The sequence below is a fragment of the Cellulomonas sp. KRMCY2 genome (assembly GCF_000526515.1).
Taxonomy (GTDB): domain Bacteria; phylum Actinomycetota; class Actinomycetes; order Actinomycetales; family Cellulomonadaceae; genus Actinotalea.
The window spans coordinates 1,068,425-1,088,614 of the sequence record NZ_JAGF01000001.1 but is presented as its reverse complement, the minus strand read 5'-3'; the positions used below and the strand labels follow the sequence as shown (position 1 = coordinate 1,088,614).

At 73.5% G+C, this 20,190-nt stretch carries 20 protein-coding genes; 18 read left to right on the top strand and 2 right to left on the bottom strand.

Features of this window, described 5'->3' with window-relative positions; genetic code table 11:
• The first annotated feature begins 83 nt into the window (after positions 1–83).
• The 5 genes from K415_RS0105290 (at position 84) to fbaA (ending at position 5,414) form a co-directional block, all read left to right on the top strand.
• Positions 84–1,022 carry an ABC transporter ATP-binding protein gene (locus tag K415_RS0105290; RefSeq protein WP_231494832.1) on the top strand — a complete coding sequence of 313 codons (939 nt, stop codon included), beginning with the start codon at positions 84–86 and terminating at the stop codon, positions 1,020–1,022.
• Positions 1,019–2,266: an ABC transporter permease gene (locus tag K415_RS0105285; protein WP_024286046.1), complete on the top strand. Its 1,248-nt coding sequence runs from the start codon at positions 1,019–1,021 to the stop codon at positions 2,264–2,266. The genes K415_RS0105290 and K415_RS0105285 overlap by 4 nt, the downstream gene beginning before the upstream one ends.
• On the top strand, positions 2,263–3,528 hold the full coding sequence (gene purT, locus K415_RS0105280; RefSeq protein ID WP_051480795.1) for a formate-dependent phosphoribosylglycinamide formyltransferase: 1,266 nt from the start codon (positions 2,263–2,265) through the stop codon (positions 3,526–3,528). The genes K415_RS0105285 and purT overlap by 4 nt, the downstream gene beginning before the upstream one ends.
• A 39-nt stretch (positions 3,529–3,567) precedes the next feature.
• A complete protein-coding gene (locus K415_RS0105275) occupies positions 3,568–4,257 on the top strand; it encodes an RNA methyltransferase (RefSeq protein ID WP_024286044.1) in 690 nt (229 codons plus the stop codon).
• A 137-nt stretch (positions 4,258–4,394) separates the two neighbouring features.
• Complete coding sequence (gene fbaA / locus K415_RS0105270) at positions 4,395–5,414, top strand: class II fructose-bisphosphate aldolase (protein WP_024286043.1); 1,020 nt, start codon at positions 4,395–4,397, stop codon at positions 5,412–5,414.
• A 72-nt stretch (positions 5,415–5,486) separates the two neighbouring features.
• Here the strand turns inward: fbaA and K415_RS0105265 are convergent, their stop codons facing one another.
• Positions 5,487–5,891 carry an STAS domain-containing protein gene (locus tag K415_RS0105265; RefSeq protein WP_024286042.1) on the bottom strand — a complete coding sequence of 135 codons (405 nt, stop codon included), beginning with the start codon at positions 5,889–5,891 and terminating at the stop codon, positions 5,487–5,489.
• Positions 5,892–5,999: 108 nt separating this feature from the next.
• Here K415_RS0105265 and K415_RS0105260 point away from each other — a divergent pair, with 108 nt between their 5' ends.
• The gene (locus K415_RS0105260; protein WP_024286041.1) at positions 6,000–8,135 is read left to right on the top strand and encodes a SpoIIE family protein phosphatase; all 2,136 of its coding nucleotides are present in this window, start codon (positions 6,000–6,002) and stop codon (positions 8,133–8,135) included.
• A gap of 67 nt (positions 8,136–8,202) precedes the next feature.
• Here the strand turns inward: K415_RS0105260 and K415_RS0105255 are convergent, their stop codons facing one another.
• Positions 8,203–8,541 (bottom strand): STAS domain-containing protein, encoded by a 339-nt coding sequence (locus K415_RS0105255; protein ID WP_024286040.1) that lies wholly within the window; start codon positions 8,539–8,541, stop codon positions 8,203–8,205.
• A 239-nt stretch (positions 8,542–8,780) separates the two neighbouring features.
• Here K415_RS0105255 and K415_RS0105250 point away from each other — a divergent pair, with 239 nt between their 5' ends.
• The 12 genes from K415_RS0105250 to purQ all read left to right on the top strand — a co-directional run bounded on the left by K415_RS0105250 (position 8,781) and on the right by purQ (position 20,177).
• The gene (locus K415_RS0105250) at positions 8,781–10,067 is read left to right on the top strand and encodes an adenylosuccinate synthase (RefSeq protein WP_024286039.1); all 1,287 of its coding nucleotides are present in this window, start codon (positions 8,781–8,783) and stop codon (positions 10,065–10,067) included.
• Between the two features lie 4 nt (positions 10,068–10,071).
• Positions 10,072–11,403 carry a phosphoribosylamine--glycine ligase gene (gene purD, locus K415_RS0105245; RefSeq protein ID WP_024286038.1) on the top strand — a complete coding sequence of 444 codons (1,332 nt, stop codon included), beginning with the start codon at positions 10,072–10,074 and terminating at the stop codon, positions 11,401–11,403.
• Positions 11,400–12,236, top strand: a complete 837-nt coding sequence (locus K415_RS0105240) for a L,D-transpeptidase (RefSeq protein ID WP_024286037.1) — start codon at positions 11,400–11,402, stop codon at positions 12,234–12,236. The genes purD and K415_RS0105240 overlap by 4 nt, the downstream gene beginning before the upstream one ends.
• Positions 12,237–12,266: 30 nt before the next feature.
• Positions 12,267–13,193, top strand: a complete 927-nt coding sequence (locus K415_RS0105235) for a phosphoribosylaminoimidazolesuccinocarboxamide synthase (RefSeq protein ID WP_024286036.1) — start codon at positions 12,267–12,269, stop codon at positions 13,191–13,193.
• On the top strand, positions 13,193–14,758 hold the full coding sequence (locus K415_RS0105230; RefSeq protein WP_024286035.1) for an amidohydrolase: 1,566 nt from the start codon (positions 13,193–13,195) through the stop codon (positions 14,756–14,758). The genes K415_RS0105235 and K415_RS0105230 overlap by 1 nt, the downstream gene beginning before the upstream one ends.
• A gap of 77 nt (positions 14,759–14,835) precedes the next feature.
• On the top strand, positions 14,836–15,882 hold the full coding sequence (locus K415_RS0105225) for a zinc-dependent alcohol dehydrogenase family protein (RefSeq protein ID WP_024286034.1): 1,047 nt from the start codon (positions 14,836–14,838) through the stop codon (positions 15,880–15,882).
• Positions 15,882–16,952: a zinc-dependent alcohol dehydrogenase family protein gene (locus K415_RS0105220; protein ID WP_024286033.1), complete on the top strand. Its 1,071-nt coding sequence runs from the start codon at positions 15,882–15,884 to the stop codon at positions 16,950–16,952. The genes K415_RS0105225 and K415_RS0105220 overlap by 1 nt, the downstream gene beginning before the upstream one ends.
• 108 nt (positions 16,953–17,060) lie before the next feature.
• Entirely contained in the window at positions 17,061–17,384 is a 324-nt protein-coding gene (locus K415_RS0105215) for a hypothetical protein (RefSeq protein ID WP_024286032.1), read from the top strand.
• A 63-nt stretch (positions 17,385–17,447) separates the two neighbouring features.
• Positions 17,448–17,771 (top strand): PadR family transcriptional regulator, encoded by a 324-nt coding sequence (locus tag K415_RS0105210; RefSeq protein ID WP_024286031.1) that lies wholly within the window; start codon positions 17,448–17,450, stop codon positions 17,769–17,771.
• Positions 17,771–18,979 carry a hypothetical protein gene (locus K415_RS0105205; protein ID WP_155859374.1) on the top strand — a complete coding sequence of 403 codons (1,209 nt, stop codon included), beginning with the start codon at positions 17,771–17,773 and terminating at the stop codon, positions 18,977–18,979. The genes K415_RS0105210 and K415_RS0105205 overlap by 1 nt, the downstream gene beginning before the upstream one ends.
• Positions 18,980–19,146: 167 nt before the next feature.
• A complete protein-coding gene (purS, locus tag K415_RS0105200; RefSeq protein ID WP_024286029.1) occupies positions 19,147–19,425 on the top strand; it encodes a phosphoribosylformylglycinamidine synthase subunit PurS in 279 nt (92 codons plus the stop codon).
• A gap of 65 nt (positions 19,426–19,490) precedes the next feature.
• Complete coding sequence (gene purQ / locus K415_RS0105195; protein WP_029663195.1) at positions 19,491–20,177, top strand: phosphoribosylformylglycinamidine synthase subunit PurQ; 687 nt, start codon at positions 19,491–19,493, stop codon at positions 20,175–20,177.
• Positions 20,178–20,190 lie beyond the last annotated feature (13 nt).

The following is a 20,190-nucleotide window of genomic DNA, read 5'->3' as shown; positions in this document are numbered from 1 at the left end:
CCGTCCGGCCTCGCGAAACGCACGCCGGCATCGGTGCGGCCGATAGGGTCGACCGGAGTCGGCGCACCTCGGGAGGGATCACCGTGCAGGACGAGCTGACGCTCACCGGTGTCACGCGGACGTTCGGGGACCGCACGGCCCTCGACGACGTCGGGTTCACCGTCCGCCCCGGTCGCGTGACCGGCTTCGTGGGGGCCAACGGTGCCGGCAAGACGACCGCGATGCGGATCATCCTCGGGGTGCTCGCGGCGGACTCCGGCCGGGTCACCCTCGGCGGGCAGGACCTCACGCTCGAGGTCCGACGGCGCTTCGGCTACATGCCCGAGGAGCGTGGCCTGTACCCGAAGATGAAGATCGCCGACCAGCTCGTCTACCTCGGTCGCGTGCACGGCGTCGACGCGCGGACGGCTCGCCGGCGGACCGCCGAGCTGCTCGACCAGCTCGGCCTGGCCGACCGGGTCCACGACCAGCTGCACACGTTGTCGCTCGGCAACCAGCAGCGCGTCCAGGTCGCTGCGGCGCTGGTGCACGACCCGATCCTGCTCGTGCTCGACGAGCCGTTCTCCGGCCTCGACCCGCTCGCCGTCGATGCGATGGGCGAGCAGCTGCGCGCCCGCGCCGACGCCGGCATCCCGGTGCTCTTCTCCTCCCACCAGCTCGAGCTCGTCGAGCGGCTCTGCGACGACGTCGTGATCATCGACCGCGGCACGGTGGTGGCCGCCGGGGAGGCCCGCGAGGTCCGGTCGGAGAAGGCCGGCCGCCGGATGCGCCTGGTCGTCGAACCCTTCGGCACCGAGGCCGGTTCCGTGCCGCCGGGCGGCCCGACCGGTGTCGCGTCCTTCCTCGACCAGGTGCCGGGGGTGAGCGTGCGCAGCCAGGACGGGCAGCGCGTCGTCGTCGACCTCGCGCCGGACGCGGACGACCAGGCCCTGCTCGCGGCAGCGCAGGCGCACGGTGCGGTCCGCGAGTTCGCGCCCGTCCTGCCGACCCTTGCCGAGATCTTCCGAGAGGTCGTGCGATGAACGCGTGGACCGCCGTCGGCGTCGTCGCCGGCCGCGAGATCATGGTCAAGCTCCGCGACAAGGCCTTCATCGGCTCGACAGTCTTCATGCTCCTGCTGGTCACCGCGGCGACGGTCGTGCCGGTCCTGATCAGCCAGCAGACGCCGAGCATCCGGGTCGCCGTGCAGGGCGACGCGGCACGCGCGGCGGTGGAGCTCGCGACCCAGCTGGGGCTCGAGGCGCAGGACCCGGACAACGAGGTCCCGCCGGTGCTCTCGCTGCTCGGGGCGGGTGGTCTGCCGCCCGCCGACATCTCCAGCGTCGAGGTCGAGCCGGGAGGTGACGTCGAGCGGCTGGTCCGGGACGAGGACGTCGCGGCAGCCGTGGTGGGCGACGACCTCGGCTCGCTGCGGGTGCTCGGGGCGGAGTCCGTACCCGACGAGATCGACGTGCTCGTCCGGGCTGCGGCGACCCAGCTGCAGGTCGCCGAGGCGGCCGAGGAGGGTGGCCTGACCCCGCAGGAGGTCGCCGCACTGACCAGCCCGACGCAGCCGACGACCGAGCTGCTCGACAGCCGGCCGGCCGGCTCGATGCCGCCCGAGCTCCTGGTCCTCGTCTTCGCGTTCCTCTTCTACATCTCGGTGCTGACCTTCGGCATGTCGATCGCCCAGAGCGTGGTCGAGGAGAAGCAGTCGCGGGTCGTCGAGCTGCTGGTCGCCGCGCTGCCGGTGCGATGGCTGCTGGCCGGCAAGGTCGTGGGCAACACCGTGATGGCGGTCGGCCAGATCGTGGTGATCGGCGGTGCGGGTCTGCTCGGCGCGATGGTCGCAGGCCAGGGCCAGCTGATCGGGCAGGTGCTCGGCGCCTCCGGCTGGTTCCTGCTGTTCTTCCTGCTCGGCTTCGTCATGCTCGCCTGCCTGTGGGCCGTCGCCGGGTCGCTCGCCTCACGCATCGAGGACCTCAACTCGACGACGATCGTCATGCAGGTGCTCGTCATCGTCCCGTTCTTCGCCGCGATCTTCGCGATCGATCCCGGGCCCACCCAGCGGATGCTGTCCTACATCCCGTTCACCGCACCGCTGCTGATGCCGGCCCGGGTCGTGCTGGGCAACGCCGCGCCGTGGGAGCCGCCGTTGGCCGCCGCGATCGTCCTCGCGACGGCTGTCGTCTTCGTCCTGCTCGGCGCTCGTCTCTACGAGGGCTCCGTCCTGCACACGTCGAACAGGCTCAAGGCGCTGCAGGCGTGGCGCGGAGCCGGACGGTGACCACGACGTCGAGCTCCGGGTCGAGCGCCGGCCCGAGCGTCGGCCCGGTCAGCCTCGGCACGCCGCTGACACCCGGCGCCACGCGCGTGCTCCTGCTGGGTTCCGGCGAGCTCGGCAAGGAGGTGGCGATCGAGCTCCAGCGGCTCGGCGCCGAGGTGATCGCGGCCGACAGCTACGCCCACGCCCCGGCGATGCAGGTCGCGCACCGGTCGCACGTGCTCGACATGCTCGACGCCGATGCGTTGCGCAGGCTCCTGGCGGACGAGCGGCCGGACGTCGTCGTGCCTGAGGTCGAGGCGATCGCCACGCACGTCCTGGTCGAGGCTGAGGCGGCCGGCGCGCGCGTCGTGCCGACCGCCCGGGCGACGGTGCTGACGATGGATCGCGAGGGGATCCGCCGCCTCGCCGCCGAGGAGCTCGGCCTGCCGACGTCGGCCTACCGCTTCGTCGACTCCCTCGACGACCTGCGTGCTGCCGTGGCCGCGCTCGGGATGCCGGTCGTGGTCAAGCCCGTGATGTCGTCGTCGGGCAAGGGTCAGTCCGTCCTCCGCACGCCCGACGACGTCACGCCGGCCTGGACGCTCGCCCAGACCGGTGGCCGGGCGGTCGCGGCGCACGACGGTGGCCCGACCCGGGTGATCGTCGAGGCGTTCGTGCCGTTCGACTCCGAGATCACCCTGCTGACCGTCCGGCACCGCGGCGGCACGACCTTCTGCGACCCGATCGGGCACGTGCAGGTCGACGGCGACTACCGCGAGTCCTGGCAGCCGGCCGAGCTGCCGTCCGGGGTGCTGGCCGAGGCGCAGCGGGTGGCCGCGACGGTGACGGATGCGCTCGGCGGCTGGGGCCTGTTCGGGGTCGAGCTGTTCGTCGTCGGGTCGACGGTGCTGTTCTCCGAGGTGTCGCCCCGCCCGCACGACACCGGGCTGGTGACCCTGATCTCGCAGGACCTCTCGGAGTTCGCCCTGCATGCGCGCGCCGTTCTCGGCCTGCCGGCGGGGGAGCCGCTGCGCAGCGGCGCCGGCCAGGGGCAGCCGGCCGCCGCGTCGTGCGCGGTGCTGGCGACGGGGCACGGCGTGCCGCGGTTCACCTGCGTCGACGCGGCCCTGGCCGTCCCGACCGCGCAGCTGCGGCTGTTCGGCAAACCCGTCGTCGCCGGCCATCGACGGGTCGCTGTCACGCTCGCCCGCGGTGGCGACGTCGAGCAGGCCAGGGCGCGCGCCCGGTCCGCGGCGGAGGCGCTGGGGGTCGAGCTCGCGTGAGCTCTCGCGAACCAGACCGCGCGTGAGCCAGGATCGCGCGTGAGCCAGGACCACCCCGGCGGGGTCGATGGCAGGGACGACGACGCCACCGGTGACCGGGCCGAGGTCGGCGTCGGTCCGTGGCCGGGTGGCGAGCCGGTGTGGCCGCGGCTCGGCACGGGGCCCGAGGCGCCGCTGGACCCCCGCTACGACCCGCAGCTGCTCGCCGAGGGTGACCGGCGCAACGTCGTCGACCGCTACCGCTACTGGACCGTCGAGGCGGTGGTCGCGGACCTGGACACCCGACGGCACCCGTTCCACGTCGCGATCGAGAACTGGGCGCACGACCTGAACATCGGGTCGGTCGTCCGGACGGCGAACGCCTTCGCCGCGGAACAGGTGCACATCGTCGGTCGGCGGCGCTGGAACCGGCGCGGCGCGATGGTCACCGACCGCTACCAGCACCTGATGCACCACCCCGACGTCGAGCACCTCACCGCGTGGGCGGCCGAGTCCGGGCTGCCGCTGGTCGGGGTGGACAACCTGCCGGGCTCGGTCCCGATCGACGACTACCCGCTGCCGCGTGCGTGCGTGCTGCTGTTCGGCCAGGAGAGCGTCGGGCTGTCCGACGCCGCACGCGAGGCCTGCGTCGACGTGCTGCACATCCGTCAGTTCGGCTCGACCCGCTCGATCAACGCCGGGGCGGCGGCGGCGATCGCGATGTACGCCTGGATCGGCCGGCACGCCTGACGGGCTGCTCGGCCGCTCGGCCGCCGGCACGGGCCGCCCGGTGAGACGTGGTGTCAGGGGGCGAGAGGTCCCGCCCCACGCAGGGCGATCCGTGACACGATGGAGCGCGAAAAAGCCCCGCGACAACAGGAGTCTTCATGGCCATCGCCACCCCCGAGGTCTACGCAGAGATGATCGACCGGGCGAAGGCGGGCAAGTTCGCCTACCCCGCCGTCAACATCACCTCGTCGCAGTCGATCACCGCGGCACTGCAGGGTTTCGCCGAGGCTGAGTCCGACGGCATCATCCAGGTCTCCGTCGGTGGCGCGGAGTACGCGTCCGGCTCGACGATCAAGGACCGCGTCTCCGGCTCGCTCGCGCTCGCCGCGTACGGCGCCGAGGTCGCGAAGAGCTACCCGATCACGGTCGCGCTGCACACCGACCACTGCGCCAAGCAGAACCTCGACACCTGGGTGCGCCCGCTGCTCGCCCTCGAGATCGAGCAGGTCAAGGCCGGCAAGCTGCCGACGTTCCAGTCCCACATGTGGGACGGCTCGTCCGTGCCGCTCGCCGAGAACCTGATCATCGCCGAGGAGCTGCTCGCGCTCTCCGTGGCCGCGCGCACCATCCTCGAGGTCGAGATCGGTGTCGTCGGTGGCGAGGAGGACGGCCACATGGCGGAGATCAACGAGAAGCTCTACACGACCGTCGCGGACGGCATGGCCACGATCAAGGCGCTCGGCTCCGGCGAGAAGGGCCGCTACCTGACCGCCCTGACCTTCGGCAACGTGCACGGCGTCTACAAGCCGGGTGCGGTCAAGCTGCGTCCGGCGATCCTCGCCGAGATCCAGAAGGCTGTCGGCGACGCGATCGGCAAGGAGAACCCGTTCGACCTCGTCTTCCACGGCGGCTCCGGCTCGACGGCTGCCGAGATCACCGAGGCCGTCGACAACGGCGTCATCAAGATGAACATCGACACCGACACCCAGTACGCGTTCACGCGTCCGGTCGTCGGTCACATGTTCGCCAACTACGACGGCGTCCTGAAGGTCGACGGCGAGGTCGGCAACAAGAAGGCCTACGACCCGCGCGCCTGGGGCAAGCTCGCCGAGGCCGGCATGGCCAAGCGCCTGGTCGAGGCCGCTCAGCAGCTCCGCTCGGCCGGCAACAAGCTCTGACCGTCCGGCACCTCGGACGCGCACGAACAAGCACGAACAGCACGAACGAGCACGACGGCGTCGTACCGGCCCTCAGGGGTTCGGTGCGGCGCCGTCGTCGTCGACGATGTCGAGGAGCTCGCCGATGCGGGTCACCCCGAGCAGGAAGCGGACGGTCTCCGGTGCACGCAGGACGCGCACGCGCTCGGTGGTCCGCGTCGCGATGCGGGCCAGGAACGCGATGCCTGACGAGTCCATGAACGTCACGTGCTGCGCGTCGATGTCGATCGGCAGCCCGGTGGCCTCGGCGTCGTCGGTGGCCTCGGCGAGCTCCGCCGCGAGGTCGGCGTCGACCTCGCCCGACAGCACGATCCGGGTGCGCCCGTCACCGACGATCACGTGCACCGAGGCGGGCTCGCCGGGGATCTGGGGTGCACGCCGGTCCGGCGTGGTGAGCTCGACAGGCCCGTCCGGCGTCCGGCTGTTAGCGTCGCGCACGTCGCTCCCTTCGACCACGCTGTCGGAGGGTGGGTCCAGGTTCGGCCGACCGTCCCGCGGGGTGTCTGGACGAAACCTAGACGATCGGAGGTGGTGATGGTCAATCGCATGATCGACTCCGCCACGTCCGACGACCCGCTGGACGGTGTGCTCCAGCGGTCGCTGCGCGCGACCGACGTGTCCTTCGTGATCACCGACGCCAACGCGCCGGACACACCGATCGTCTGGGTCAACGACGCCTTCACGCGGACGACCGGCTACCCGCTCGCCGAGGTCCTCGGGCGAAACCCGAACCTGCTGCACGGGCCCGCGACGGACCCGGCGCAGTCCGGCGTGCTCGCCGACGCCGTCGCCGCCGGGCGTCCGGCCACGGTCATCCTGCTCAACTACCGTCGCGACGGCAGCGCCTTCTGGAACCAGGTGTCGGTGTCCCCGGTCCCGGACGACCAGGGTCGCGTCACGCACTGGGTCGGCATCCAGGTCGACGTGACCGAGCAGGTCGAGCACTCCGATGCCCAGCAGCGCTCGATCGACGTCGAACGGCGGGCCCGCACCGGTCTGACGCTCGTCGCGCAGGTCTCCGAGCTGCTCTCGGACCTCGAGGACCCGTACGTGCTGCGGGAGATCGCCGGTCTGCTGCGCGAGCAGGTCGTGGCCTGGGCGGCCTTCTTCGTGGACGACGCCGGCCTGCGGGCGGCCGAGGGGATCGACGCGAGCTTCCACGAGCCGGCCATCTCCGGACGCCGCCGCGCGCGGACGCACGCTGGTCGGGGCTCGACCGGCGTGCACGACGTCGTGCAGGACCTGCTCGACGGCGGGTCCGACGACGCGATCGAGCTCCCGCTCGCGGTGGACGCCGGCGGGCCGAGCACGCGGCGGCTCGTCGAGCTGGTGCGTGCCGCCCTGGACGGGCACGGTGACCTGCCGGACCTCGTCGTCGTCCAGGGGATCCCGGGTCGGCGCGGTGCGCGGGGCGTCCTGGTCACGCTGCCGCGGGACGGGCAGGGGCTGGCCGGGCTGGACGAGAGCGATCGCACAGTGCTCTACCTGGTGGTCCGCCGGGTCGGCATGGCGGTGGACAACGTCCGGCTGTACGCCCGCGAGCACCGCCTGGCCGAGACGCTGCAGCGCGCGATGCTGCCCGAGCAGGACGAGGTCAAGGACCTCGACGTGTGGACGTACTACGCGCCGAGCTCCGGGCACGCCCAGGTCGGCGGCGACTGGTACGACGTGCTCCAGGTGAACCCCGACGTGATCGCCCTGGTGATCGGCGACGTCGTCGGGCACGACGTCGAGGCCGCGGCCGCGATGGGTCAGCTGCGCTCGGTCGTGCGGTCCTACGCGTTCGAGGACACCCAGCCCGGTGCCGTGCTGGACCGCGTCGACCAGCTCGTGGCCGGGATGCGGATCCCGCGCTCGGCCAGCCTGGTGTTCGCGACCCTGACCCGCAGCCCGACCGGCTGGTCGCTGAGCTACTCGCGCGCGGGTCACCTGCCCCCGCTGGTCGCGCGCGGGTCCGAGGTCGTCCAGCTGTCGGAGGCCGGCGGTGCGATGGTGGGCTTCGGCTACACCGGGCGGTCGACCGGGCGGCACGAGCTGGCACCGGGCGACGTCCTGGTCCTGTACACCGACGGGCTGATCGAGCGCCGTGACCGGACGCTGCGCGAGGGTCTGCGCGCACTGGTCGAGGTGACCGGTCAGGTGGGCGCCCTCGACGCGGCCGGCGTCGGTGAGGAGCTGCTGTCCCGGCTGGCCGACGAGCCCGAGGACGACGTCGCCGTCGTGGTCGTGCGCATCCCTGACCCCGACGCGGTGCCCACCCCTGGTGCGCCGAGCCCGCGGCGGCGCCGCTGGTCGCTGCCGAGCGAGCCGGCATCGATCGGCCGGGCGCGGCACGCGGTGCTGCGTACCTGTGCGGCCTGGGAGATCCCCGGTGTGGCCAGCGCCGAGCTGGTGGTCTCCGAGCTCGTGGCGAACGCCGTCCTGCACGGCTGGGGCCACGTCGTGCTGCGTCTGTTCGACACCGGAGAGGGACTGCGGATCGAGGTCGAGGACTCCAACCCGGCACCGCCGGTGGCGACCGACGGGCACCCGGGACGGGTCGGCGGCTACGGCATCCAGATCGTCGAGCGGCTCGCCGACTGGGGCTGGCGGCCGGCGGGTACCGGCAAGCTCGTGTGGGCGCGGGTGCGGCCGGTGCCGTTCGGCAACCTCACCAGTGCCCGCGGGCCCGAGCAGTCCTGACCCTCGGTCGGTCCTGACCCCGGACGGTCCGGTCCCTCGGGCGGCGGGCGCCGCCTCGGCCGACGCCTCAGGAGACGATCGACTCCACCGGTGGGCACGCGTGCTCGGTGTCGAGCCGGAACATCTGCAGGGCGCCGCAGACCTCGAGCACGAAGAGCTCGCGCTCGTCGCAGCCGCGCAGCACCGTCGCGCCCCCGCGCTTGCGGCCGGAGTCGGCGAGCGAGATGAGGAACGCCGCCCCGGTGGAGTCCATGAAGGTGACCCCGCACATGTCGATGACCAGGAGCTGGCGGCGCAGGCCGGTCACGCGGGCGGCGATCTCGGGGAACTGGTCACGCTCGGCCAGATCGAGGTCACCGGAGATGACCAGCGTGGTGGTCGCCGGGGACATGGCGATCTCGATCATGGGGTTCTCCAAGAGGGGGCCGGGGGGCCAGGCCGTGCTCGACTGTAGTCACGCCGTCGGGCAGCCGCACGTCAGGACCGGTTCAGGTCGGGGGAAATCACCCGGGTGGGAACGGCCGCGGCGGCGGGCACCCTGCCCGGGACGAGACGGCCGCTCCGGGCAGGTCCACCTCCGGTAGCCTCGATGCGGCACTCGGGAGGTCCCGGTCGTGTGCCACTGCTCCCGAGAGAAGGATCCTCATGCCAGCCGTCGTGGTGCTCGGTGCCCAGTGGGGCGACGAGGGCAAGGGCAAGGCCACCGACCAGCTCGGGTCGCGCGTCGACTACGTCGTGAAGTTCAACGGCGGCAACAACGCCGGGCACACCGTGGTGATCGACGGCGAGAAGTACGCCCTGCACCTGCTGCCCTCGGGCATCCTGTCGCCAGGGGTCACCCCCGTGATCGGCAACGGGGTCGTGATCGACCTCACCGTCCTGTTCCAGGAGATCGACGCCCTCGACGTCCGCGGTGTCGACACCTCGCGGCTGCTGGTCTCGGCGAACGCGCACATCATCCCGCCGTACAACCGGACCATCGACAAGGTCACTGAGCGGTTCCTCGGCAAGCGCCGGATCGGCACGACCGGGCGCGGCATCGGACCGACCTACGCGGACAAGATCAGCCGCGTCGGCATCCGGGTCCAGGACCTGTTCGACGAGCACATCCTGGCGCAGAAGGTCGAGGGGGCGCTCGACCAGAAGAACCACCTGCTGGTCAAGGTCTACAACCGCCGCGCGATCACCGTCGAGGAGACCGTCGCCGACCTGCTGGCGTACGCCGAACGGCTCCGGCCGATGGTCGCGGACACCGCGCTGATCCTGAACAAGGCGCTCGACGAGGGCAAGACGGTCCTGTTCGAGGCCGGTCAGGCGACGATGCTCGACGTCGACCACGGCACCTACCCGTTCGTCACGTCGTCGTCGGCCACTGCGGGCGGGGCGTGCACCGGCTCGGGTGTCGGACCGACCCGGATCGACCGCGTGGTGGGCGTCATCAAGGCGTACACGACCCGGGTCGGTGAGGGTCCGTTCCCCACCGAGCTGCTCGACGACACCGGCGAGTGGCTGCGCAAGCAGGGCGGCGAGTACGGCACGACGACCGGCCGTCCGCGGCGCTGCGGCTGGTACGACGCGGTCGTCGCGCGCTACTCGAGCCGGGTCAACGGGCTGACCGACCTGGTGGTCACCAAGCTCGACACCCTGACCGGGCTGGCGAAGGTGCCGATCTGCGTCGCCTACGACGTCCACGGCACGCGGTACGACGAGATGCCGTTCGACCAGAGCGACGTCCACCACGCCGTGCCGGTCTACGAGGAGCTCGACGGCTGGTGGGAGGACATCACGGCCTGCCGCACCTTCGACGAGCTGCCGGTCAACGCCCAGCGGTACGTCCTGCGGCTCGAGGAGATCAGCGGGACGCGGGTCTCCGCGATCGGCGTCGGCCCCGGCCGCGAGGCGACCATCGTCCGCCACGACCTCCTCGGCTGACACCGTGCGGATCCTGGTCATCGGTTCGGGCGCGCGGGAGCACGCCATCATCCGTGCGTTCGCCGGTGGTCCGGCGGGCCCGGCCGGCTCGGTCGGCCCCGCAGGTTCGGCGGGCGCGGCGCACGAGCTGCACGCGGCACCGGGCAACCCGGGGATCGCGGCCCTGGCGACCCTGCACGACGTCGACCCGATGGACGGGGCGGCCGTCGCTGCCCTCGCCACCGAGGTGCAGGCCGAGCTGGTCGTCGTCGGGCCGGAGGCGCCGCTCGTGGCGGGGGTCGCCGACGCGGTCCGGGCCGTGGGGATCGCGTGCTTCGGGCCCACCGCGCAGGCCGCGGCGCTCGAGGGCTCGAAGGCCTTCGCCAAGGACGTGATGGCCGCCGCGGGTGTGCCGACCGCCATGGCACACGTCTGCACGACCGTCGAGGAGGTCGCCGAAGCCCTCGACGCGTTCGGCGCGCCCTACGTGGTCAAGGACGACGGTCTGGCGGCGGGCAAGGGGGTCGTCGTGACCTCGGACCGCGAGGAGGCCCTCGAGCACGCACGTGGCTGCCTGGAGCGTGGAGCCGGTCACGGCGCGGTCGTCGTCGAGGAGTACCTCGACGGGCCGGAGGTCTCGCTGTTCTGCCTGACCGATGGCGTGACAGTCGTGCCGCTGGCCCCGGCGCAGGACTTCAAGCGGGCCCTCGACGGCGACGCCGGCCCCAACACCGGGGGGATGGGCGCGTACTCGCCGCTGCCGTGGGCCCCGGCGGACCTGGTCGACGAGGTGGTCGCCCGCGTGGCGGAGCCGACGGTCGCCGAGATGCGGCATCGCGGCGTCCCGTTCGCCGGCGTCCTGTACTGCGGCCTCGCCCTGACCGGTCGCGGAGTGCGGGTGATCGAGTTCAACGCGCGGTTCGGCGACCCCGAGACGCAGGTCGTCCTGGCGCGGCTCGCCTCGCCGCTCGCCGAGGTGCTCCTCGCGGCGGCCACCGGTCGTCTCGACGAGCAGCCGCCGCTGCGCTGGCACGACGACGCCGCGGTGACCGTCGTGGTCGCGGCGCACGGCTATCCGGGCACGGTGCGCGCCGGCGACGAGATCGAGGGTGTCGCCGAGGCCGAGCAGGTCCCCGGGGTGCACGTGCTGCACGCCGGGACGGCACGGGCGCAGGACGGCGGGCTCGTCTCGGCCGGCGGGCGCGTCCTGTCGGTCGTCGGGACCGGTCCGGACATCGACGCGGCCCGGGCGACCGCCTACGCCGGGGTGGAGCGGATCGCGCTGCGCGGCTCGCAGCACCGCACGGACATCGCCGCGACGATGCCGGAGCTCGAGGTGCCGGAGGCCGCTCTGTGACGAGGCCCGACGGCGGTGCCGACGGCCGTGCGTGCGGCAGCCGGGACGCGCAGCGGGGTGGTCCGACGGTCCGAGCCCTCGCCGCGCTGGTCCTGGTCGCGCTCCTCGCGGGGTGCTCCGCCGGGTCGCCCGACGAGGCCGCGTCTCCGACCGCGTCGACCGGACCTGAGCCGTCGCCCACGGCGGAGCCGTCGCCCACCCCGACACCGGAGCCCGACCCGGCGGTGACGGTGGTCGCGACCGCCTCGGTCGACCCGGTGGAGGTCTTCGCGAGCCCGGACGACGCGGCACCGACGCAGGTCGTCGCCGCGGCCGACGCCATCTCCCTGCCCGGTCAGGTCCCGGTGACGTTCGTGGTGACCGAGCAGCGCGAGGACTGGCTGCAGGTGCTGCTGCCCGTCGAGCCGCAGGGGTCGAGCGGCTGGGTACGTGCTGCCGACGTCGCGCTGTCGATGACCGACGACCTGATCGAGGTGCGGTCGGCCGAGCACCGTCTTCTGCTCCACCGGGGCGACGAGGTCGTGCTGGACGTGGCGATCGGGCTCGGTGCCGAGATGGTGCCGGTCGGCAGGTACTTCCTCAAGGAGCTGCTGCAGCCGCCCACGGCCGGCGGGGTCTACGGCGCCTACGCCTACGGCCTGTCCGGCTACCCGCCCGCCCTGGTGTCCTTCGCGGCCGGCCGGGGTGTCGTCGGGATCCACGGCACCAACCAGCCGACGGTGGTCGGCACGGACCCGTCGGTCGGCTGCATCGTGATGACCGACGCCGACATCGTCCGCCTGGTCGAGGAGATCGGCCTGCCGCTCGGCACGCCGGTGGAGGTCGTTGCGTGAACACCCTTCTGCCGCTGGGAGACTGACCACATGACCCTCGAGCTGCCGGGCTGGACGCACACCTACTCGGGCAAGGTCCGCGACCTGTACCTGCCGTCGGCGGGCTCGGCGGCGGCCCAGGAGCACGGCGACGTCGTCCTGGTCGTGGCGAGCGACCGGATCAGCGCCTACGACCACGTCCTGGCGACCCCGGTCCCCGGCAAGGGGACGGTGCTGACCCAGCTCAGCCTGTGGTGGTTCGAGCAGCTCGACGACCTCGTGCCCCACCACGTCGTGACGGCCGCACCGGGGGCCGCGGGGGTGCCCGACGCCGTGGCCGGGCGCGCGATGGTCTGCCGTCGGCTCGAGATGTTCCCGGTGGAGTGCGTGGCCCGCGGCTACCTGACCGGCTCGGGGCTGGTCGAGTACCGCGCAGGCGGCGCGGTGTGCGGGGTCCCGCTGCCGGCCGGGCTCGAGGACGGGTCGCGGCTGCCGGAGCCGATCTTCACCCCGGCCACCAAGGCCGAGCTCGGCGAGCACGACGAGAACGTGACGTTCGACCTCGTGGCGCAGCGGATCGGGGCCGACGACGCGGCCCGCCTGCGTGACCTGACGCTGGCCGTCTACCGCCGGGCCGAGGTGATCGCGCGCGACCGCGGCGTGATCCTCGCGGACACGAAGCTCGAGTTCGGTCGGGCCCTGCAGGGGCCGCACGCCGGTCGGATCGTCCTGGGTGACGAGGTCCTGACCCCGGACTCCTCGCGGTTCTGGCCCGCCGACGCCTGGCAGCCCGGCCGGGCCCAGCCGAGCTTCGACAAGCAGTTCGTGCGCGACTGGCTGACCTCGCCGGCGTCCGGCTGGGACCGCGCGGCGGACACCCCGCCGCCGCCGCTGCCCGCCGACGTCGTGGCCCGCACCCAGGAGCGCTACCTCGACGCCTTCCGCCGCCTCACCGGTCGCGACCTCGTCCTGCCCTGATGCGGGAGGCCCACCGGTCCGAGGACGACGACGGCGCCGCTCACGGCAGGCCCGTCCTGCTGCGCGGGGGACGGCTGGTCGACGCCTCCGGGGGACGCAGCGGTGAGCCGGTGGACGTGCACCTCGTCGCCGGCCGCGTCGCCGCCATCGGGCCGCAGCTGACCGCCTCGCCGGGGGACGACGTCGTGCACCTGGACGGCCGCTGGGTCGTGCCGGGGCTGTGGGACGCGCACACCCACATGACCCAGTGGGCGCTGGCCCGACGGCGGCTCGACGTGTCGACGGCGACCTCGGCCACCCGCGCGGCCTCGCTCGTGACCGAGCGGCTGCGCGCCGACCCGCCGCCGGCCGGGCTCCCGCTGATCGGCTTCGGCTTCCGGGACGGCCTGTGGTCCGACGAGCCGACCGCCCGGCTGCTCGACGACGCGGCCGACGCGGCGCACCGGCCCGACGTCCCTGTCGTCCTGGTCAGCGGCGACCTGCACTGCGGCTGGCTGAGCACCGCGGCCGCGCGGTCGTTCGGCGTCGCGACCGACCCCGGCGCGTCGCCGGACGGCTCGGGCCTGGTGCGCGAGCGTCAGTGGTTCGCAGTGATCGACCGGCTCGGGGAGGCGCCGGACGACGTGCTCGACGGCTGGGTCGCCGAGGCAGTAGCCGCCGCCGCGGCGCGAGGTGTCGTCGGCGTCGTGGACTTCGAGGCCGCCGGCGGCATCGACGTCTGGGCGCGGCGGTCCGCGGGTGGGCCGCTCGGGTTGCGCGTGCAGGCCGCCGTCTGGCCGGACGGGCTCGGGGCGATCGTCGCGCGCGGTGTGCGCAGCGACGACGTGGTGCCGGGCACCGCCGGTCTGGTGACGATGGGCTCGCTGAAGATCATCACCGACGGATCGCTCAACACCCGGACCGCCTGCTGCGCCGACCCGTACCCGGGGCTCACCGGGCCGGGGGCGACCGGCGTCCTGTCGGTCCCGCCGGACGAGCTGCGGGCCCTGATGCGCCGAGCGGCGGCAGCCGGCCTGACCTGCGCGGTGCACGCGATCGGGGACCGCGCGAACACGCTGGCGCTCGACGCGTTCGACGCGACCCGGGCGCGGGGCAGCATCGAGCACGCCCAGCTCCTGGCGCCGCGGGACGTCGGCCGGATGGCCGCCCTCGGTGTGGTCGCGAGCGTCCAGCCCGAGCACGCGCTGGACGACCGGGATGTGGCGGACCGGTACTGGGCGGGCCGCACCGACCGCGCCTTCGTCTTCCGCTCGCTGCACGAGGCCGGGGTCCGGCTGGCGCTGGGCTCGGACGCACCCGTCGCACCGCTCGACCCGTGGCAGGCGATCGGTGCCGCCGTCGAGCGCACCCGGGACGCGCGGCCGGCCTGGCACCCGGAGCAGCGGATCCCGGTCGAGGTGGCCCTGCGCGCCACCACCGGTGGCCGGTCCGTCGTCGCCGGCGGTGACCTCGCCGACCTCGCCGTTCTCGACGCCGATCCGCTGACCCGGCACGGTGTCGACCTGCGGACCATGCCGGTGGCCGCGACGATGCTGGACGGGCGCTGGACGCACCGGACGGTCTGAGCCGCAGCCGGCGACTGCGGGTACGTCCGAGCCACCACAATGGTCAGGTCCACGACGCGCTCCGAGGCGAGGTGCTCATGAAGGCAGCGATCATCCACGGCGGCTTCGACGTGCGGGTCGAGGAGGTTCCCGATCCCGTGCTGCTCGAGCCGACGGACGCCGTCGTGCGGGTCCTGATGTCCTGCATCTGCGGCAGCGACCTGTGGCCGTACCGGAGCACCGGGCCGCGCCGCAACGGTCCCGCCCGGATCGGCCACGAGTTCCTCGGCGTGGTCCAGGAGGTCGGTGCCGACGTCGCGACGATGCGACCGGGCGACGTCGTCATCGCACCCTTCATGTGGTCCGACGGGACCTGTCCGCACTGCCTGGCCGGGATCCAGACGTCCTGCCTGCACGGTGGTGGCTGGGGCGAGGACCGGGTCGACGGCGGTCAGGGTGAGGCGGTCAGGGTCCCGCAGGCCGACGGCACACTTGTCGTCGCACCGGTGGCGCCGGACGACGAGCGACTGCCCGCACTGCTGACCCTGTCCGACGTGATGGGCACCGGCCACCACGCGGCGCTCGCCGCCGGGGTCGGGCCGGGCTCGACCGTCGCGGTCGTGGGCGACGGCGCCGTCGGGCTGTGCGGGGTGCTCGCGGCGCGGCGGCTGGGCGCGGAGCGGATCATCCTGCTCGGCCGGCACGACAGCCGGGTCGCCGTGGCCCGCGGCTTCGGTGCCACCGACGTCGTGCCCGAGCGTGGTGACGACGCCGTCGCCCGGGTCATGGAGCTGACCGAGGGACTCGGCGTCCCGCACGTCCTGGAGTGCGTCGGCATGCAGTCGTCCTGGGACACGGCCGTCGCGATCGCCCGGCCGGGTGGGACCGTCGGCTACGTCGGTGTGCCCAACGGCATGGAGTCCGGGCTGCCGCTGCGCACGATGTTCGGCAACAACATCGCGGTCCGCGGCGGGGTCGCCCCGGTGCGTTCCTACCTGCCCGCGCTCATGGCCGACGTGCTCGACGGCACCATCGACCCGTCGCCGGTCTTCGATCTGGAGCTCCCGCTGGACCAGGTTCCGGACGGCTACGCGGCGATGCACGAGCGACGGGCGATCAAGGTCCTGCTGCGGCCGGGTCGTTGATGCGCGCCGTCCTCTTCGAGGAGTTCGGTGGGCCGTTGACGGTGGCCGACGTGCCCGCGCCCGCGTGCCCCTCGCACGGCGTCGTGGTCCGGGTCGAGGCGACCGGCGTGTGCCGCAGCGACTGGCACGGCTGGCAGGGGCACGACGACGGGATCGCGCTGCCGCACGTCCCGGGTCACGAGCTCGCCGGGACGGTGGTCGAGGTCGGCGCCTCGGTGCGACGGTGGCGGAGCGGCGACGTCGTCACCGTGCCCTTCGTGTGCGCGTGCGGGACGTGCCGGGCGTGCCTGGCCGGTGAGCAGCAGGTGTGCGAGAACCAGACCCAGCCCGGCTTCACCGGCTGGGGCTCGTTCGCCGAGCTGGTCGCGCTGGACCACGCCGACGTCAATCTCGTCCGCCTGCCCGACGGCATGACGCCGGTCACCGCCGCATCGCTGGGCTGCCGGTTCGCGACCGCCCACCGGGCGCTGACGGTGCACGGCCGGGTGCGCGAGGGCGACTGGGTCGCGGTGCACGGCTGCGGGGGCGTCGGGCTCTCGGCGGTGATGATCGCGGTCGCGGCCGGGGCACGCGTGGTGGCGCTCGACGTGTCGGCCGCTGCGCGGCAGGCCGCGACGGAGCTGGGCGCCGAGGTCGTGCTCGACCCGCGTCCCGCGGGCCTGCCGGACGCCGACGCGACGCCGGAGGCGGTCGGTGCGCGGGTCGTCGACGCCACCGGTGGTGGGGCCGACGTCTCGCTCGACGCGCTCGGCCACCCGGACACGGCCGTCGCCTCGGTGCTCGGGCTGCGCCGGCGCGGGCGGCACGTCCAGGTCGGTCTGCTGCTCGCCGGGCATGCCAGGACGGCCCTGCCGATGGACCGCATCGTCGGCTGGGAGCTCGAGGTCTACGGCAGCCACGGGATGGCCGCCCATGGGTACCCCGCGCTGCTGGCGCAGGTCGCGAGCGGTGCGCTGCGGCCCGAGCTGCTGGTCGGCCGGACGATCGGCCTCGACGCGGCGGGCGCAGCGCTCGCGGCGATGGCCGACCCGGGCGCGTCCGGACCGGGCATGACCGTCGTCGTGCCGTGACCGGGGTGGACGGGGCAGGCGGGGTGGACGGGCGGGGTCGGGGTGGAGGACCTTGGCTCCTGTCGGCGGACGGCACCGCGTCGTTCGCCTGAGCTGGAGGTGGTCGAGGTGTCCGTCCGGAACATGCGTCCGGTGCTGCTCGTGGCGGCAGCCCTGCTTCTCCTGGCGGCCTGTGCCGCGGGGCCGAACGACCTGATCAACACGGCGGCGGCCACCGCCACCGAGCCGGCCGGGTTCTGGTTGGGCCTGTGGCACGGGGTGATCGCGCCGATCACCTTCATCATCTCGTTGTTCAACGAGGGCGTGGGCATCTACGAGGTGCACAACAACGGCGGCTGGTACGACTTCGGCTACATGATCGGTCTGTCGGTGCTGCTCGGCAGCGGCGGCCGGGGGAGCCACGCGGCGAGCCGCAGCCGATCCCGCCGGTAGTCGAGTCCCGCGATGCTTGTGCGATAGGTCGTCTCGCGATATATATCGCACGTGCGCTTCAGGATGACCGAGCAGGCGTACCTCGTGCTGCTGTCGCTCGTCGACCAGCCCCGGCACGGCTACGGCATCGTGCAGGCGGTGGTCGACCTCTCGGCCGGTGCGACGGCGCTGGGTGCCGGGACGCTCTACGGGTTGCTCGACCGCCTGGGCGGGGCCGGGCTGGTCGAGCCGAGCGGCGAGGAGGTCGTCGACGGTCGACTGCGTCGCTACTACCGGCTGACCGAGGCCGGGACCGCGGCCGTCGCGACCGAGACCGCGCGCCTGCACGCGCTGACCCGGCGGGCGCAGTCGGTGCTGCACGCCGGACCGGCGCTCGGTGGTGCGTGATGGCGCGGCAGCAGCCCGCCCTTGCTGGGCCGCCCCGCGGGGTGAACCCGCGGTTCGAGCGGAGTGTGACCCGCTGGCTCCGGGCCTACCCGCCGCGGTGGCGCATCGTGCGGGGTGCCGAGCTGTTCGGCGTCCTCGTCGACCTCTCGCGGCCCGACGACGATCGCCTGAGCTTCCGGACAGTCGTCGACCTGGTCCGGTCAGGGTGGGCGACGCGCTGGCGTGAGCGCCCACCGCTACCCACCTGGTTCCTGTACCGGTTCTTCAACCGCCGCATCCCGGCCGCGCACCGTGGATGGGCGGCTGACGACATCGACGGCGCCCTGTACCCGACCCGGCAGTATCTGGCCTCGATGTGGGCGCTCCTGGTGATCTGGTCGTTGTCGCTTCCGCTCGGGAGCGCACAGCCCGCTGAGGTCTACGGCTTGATCATCGTCGGACTCGGGCTGGCATCGCTGGTGCTCTGGCCGAACCACTACCGCCGCCAGGCGCGCCTCAAGCACCTGGTGCCGCAGCCCGGCGAGCTTCTCGTGCCGGGGGTGCTGATCGGCCAGGAGGTTCCCGGTGTCCGGGTCGACGCCCGATCCGCCCTGCGCTGGGCCGTGCCGGCGCTCGGACTCGTCGCGGTCGGCTCGGTCGTCTCGGTGCTGGCCGCGCCCAAGGCGCTCCGGACGATCCCGCTGGACGTAGGCAGCTGGGAGATCGTCGTCGGCCCGATCGGCACAGGGCGGACGGTGGCGCTGATCGTGCTCGGCGCCGCCCTGCTGGCCGGGGTCCGGATCGCCGTCGTGGCGCAACGCCGGCTGCGGCGGTGGCTCCCCGAGCGGGCGGGCCAGCCCTACCGGGTCCTCCGCCGGCTCTCGCGGACCGGTCGCGTGAACGTGGTCCTGTGGACCGGCGCGGTCGGTGCGCTCGTCTGGGCCGAGGTCGCCGGGACGCTCGCGCTGGTCCTGAGCGTGCCGCTGGGTGTTGCGGCGATGCTTCTGCTTCCTGGTGCCGCGGTCGCGCTGGCGACGATCTGCCGGAGCGACCCGGCCGACGTGGACGATCTCGCCGGCTACGACGTGTGGTCGACGGCAACCCGCGGCCGGGTGCCGGACGTCGACCGTCTCGCGATCGCGGTGCGGCCGCTGGCCGGTCCGGTGCCCGACGGTGCCGTCGTCCCACCGCACCGGCTCGGGGACCCGCCCTACCCCGTCCTGCGGTAGCCGTTCCCGGCGACCGCGCTGCCCCTGCAGTCTCACCGCTCGGGGGTCGAACCGTGGGCACGCGCGTCGTCGCGCACGCCCGGCTGGGTACGCTGGCCTCGGCCGAGCACAGCGCCGTGCAGCGCGCCGCAGCAGCTGCCGCCCAACACCAGCACCTGGAGCTCCCCGTGGGACGTGTCATCGTCGATGTGATGCCGAAGCCCGAGATCCTCGACCCGCAGGGCAAGGCCGTCGCCGCTGCCCTGCCGCGGCTCGGCTTCACCGGGTTCGTCGGCGTGCGCCAGGGCAAGCGGTTCGAGCTCGAGGTCGAGGGCGAGGTGACCGCCGAGGTGCTGGACGCGGTGCGCCGCGCCGCGGAGACCGTGCTGTCCAACCCGGTGATCGAGGACGTCGTCCGGGTCGCCGCGGCAGAGCAGCACGACGCCGGTCAGGAGCACGGCGAGTGACCACGCCGACCGCCACCCAGAACGGGTCCGCCGGTCCGCGTGACGGGTCGGCGGCCGGTGCCCGCATCGGTGTCGTGACGTTCCCCGGGACCCTCGACGACCGGGACGCTGCCCGCGCCGTCCGGCTGGCCGGCGCCACCGCCGTCCCGCTGTGGCACGCCGACGCCGACCTGTACGGCGTGGACGCCGTCGTGCTGCCCGGTGGCTTCTCCTACGGCGACTACCTGCGCGCCGGGGCGATCAGCCGCTTCGCCCCGGTGATGGACTCCGTCATCGCCGCCGCGGCCGGTGGGCTCCCCGTGCTCGGCATCTGCAACGGCTTCCAGATCCTGTGCGAGGCGCACCTGCTGCCGGGGTCGATGATCAAGAACGACCACCGGACGTTCGTCTGCCGCGAGCAGGTGCTCGCCGTCGAGAACGTCGACACCGCCTGGACCCGCGACTACACGCCCGGCGAGCGGATCACCGTCCCGCTGAAGAACCAGGACGGCCAGTTCGTCGCCGACGAGCACACCCTCGACGAGCTCGAGGGCGAGGGCCGCGTCGTCTTCCGGTACCAGGACTGGAACCCGAACGGCTCGCGCCGCGACATCGCCGGGATCTGCAACGCCGCAGGGAACGTCGTGGGGCTGATGCCGCACCCCGAGCACGCCGTCGAGCCCGGCTTCGGACCGGACGGGCCGCGCGGCCCGCGCACCGGGACCGACGGGCTGCGGCTGTTCACGTCGGTGCTCGGCGCCCTCGTCCGCTGAGCGGCCCAGGGCG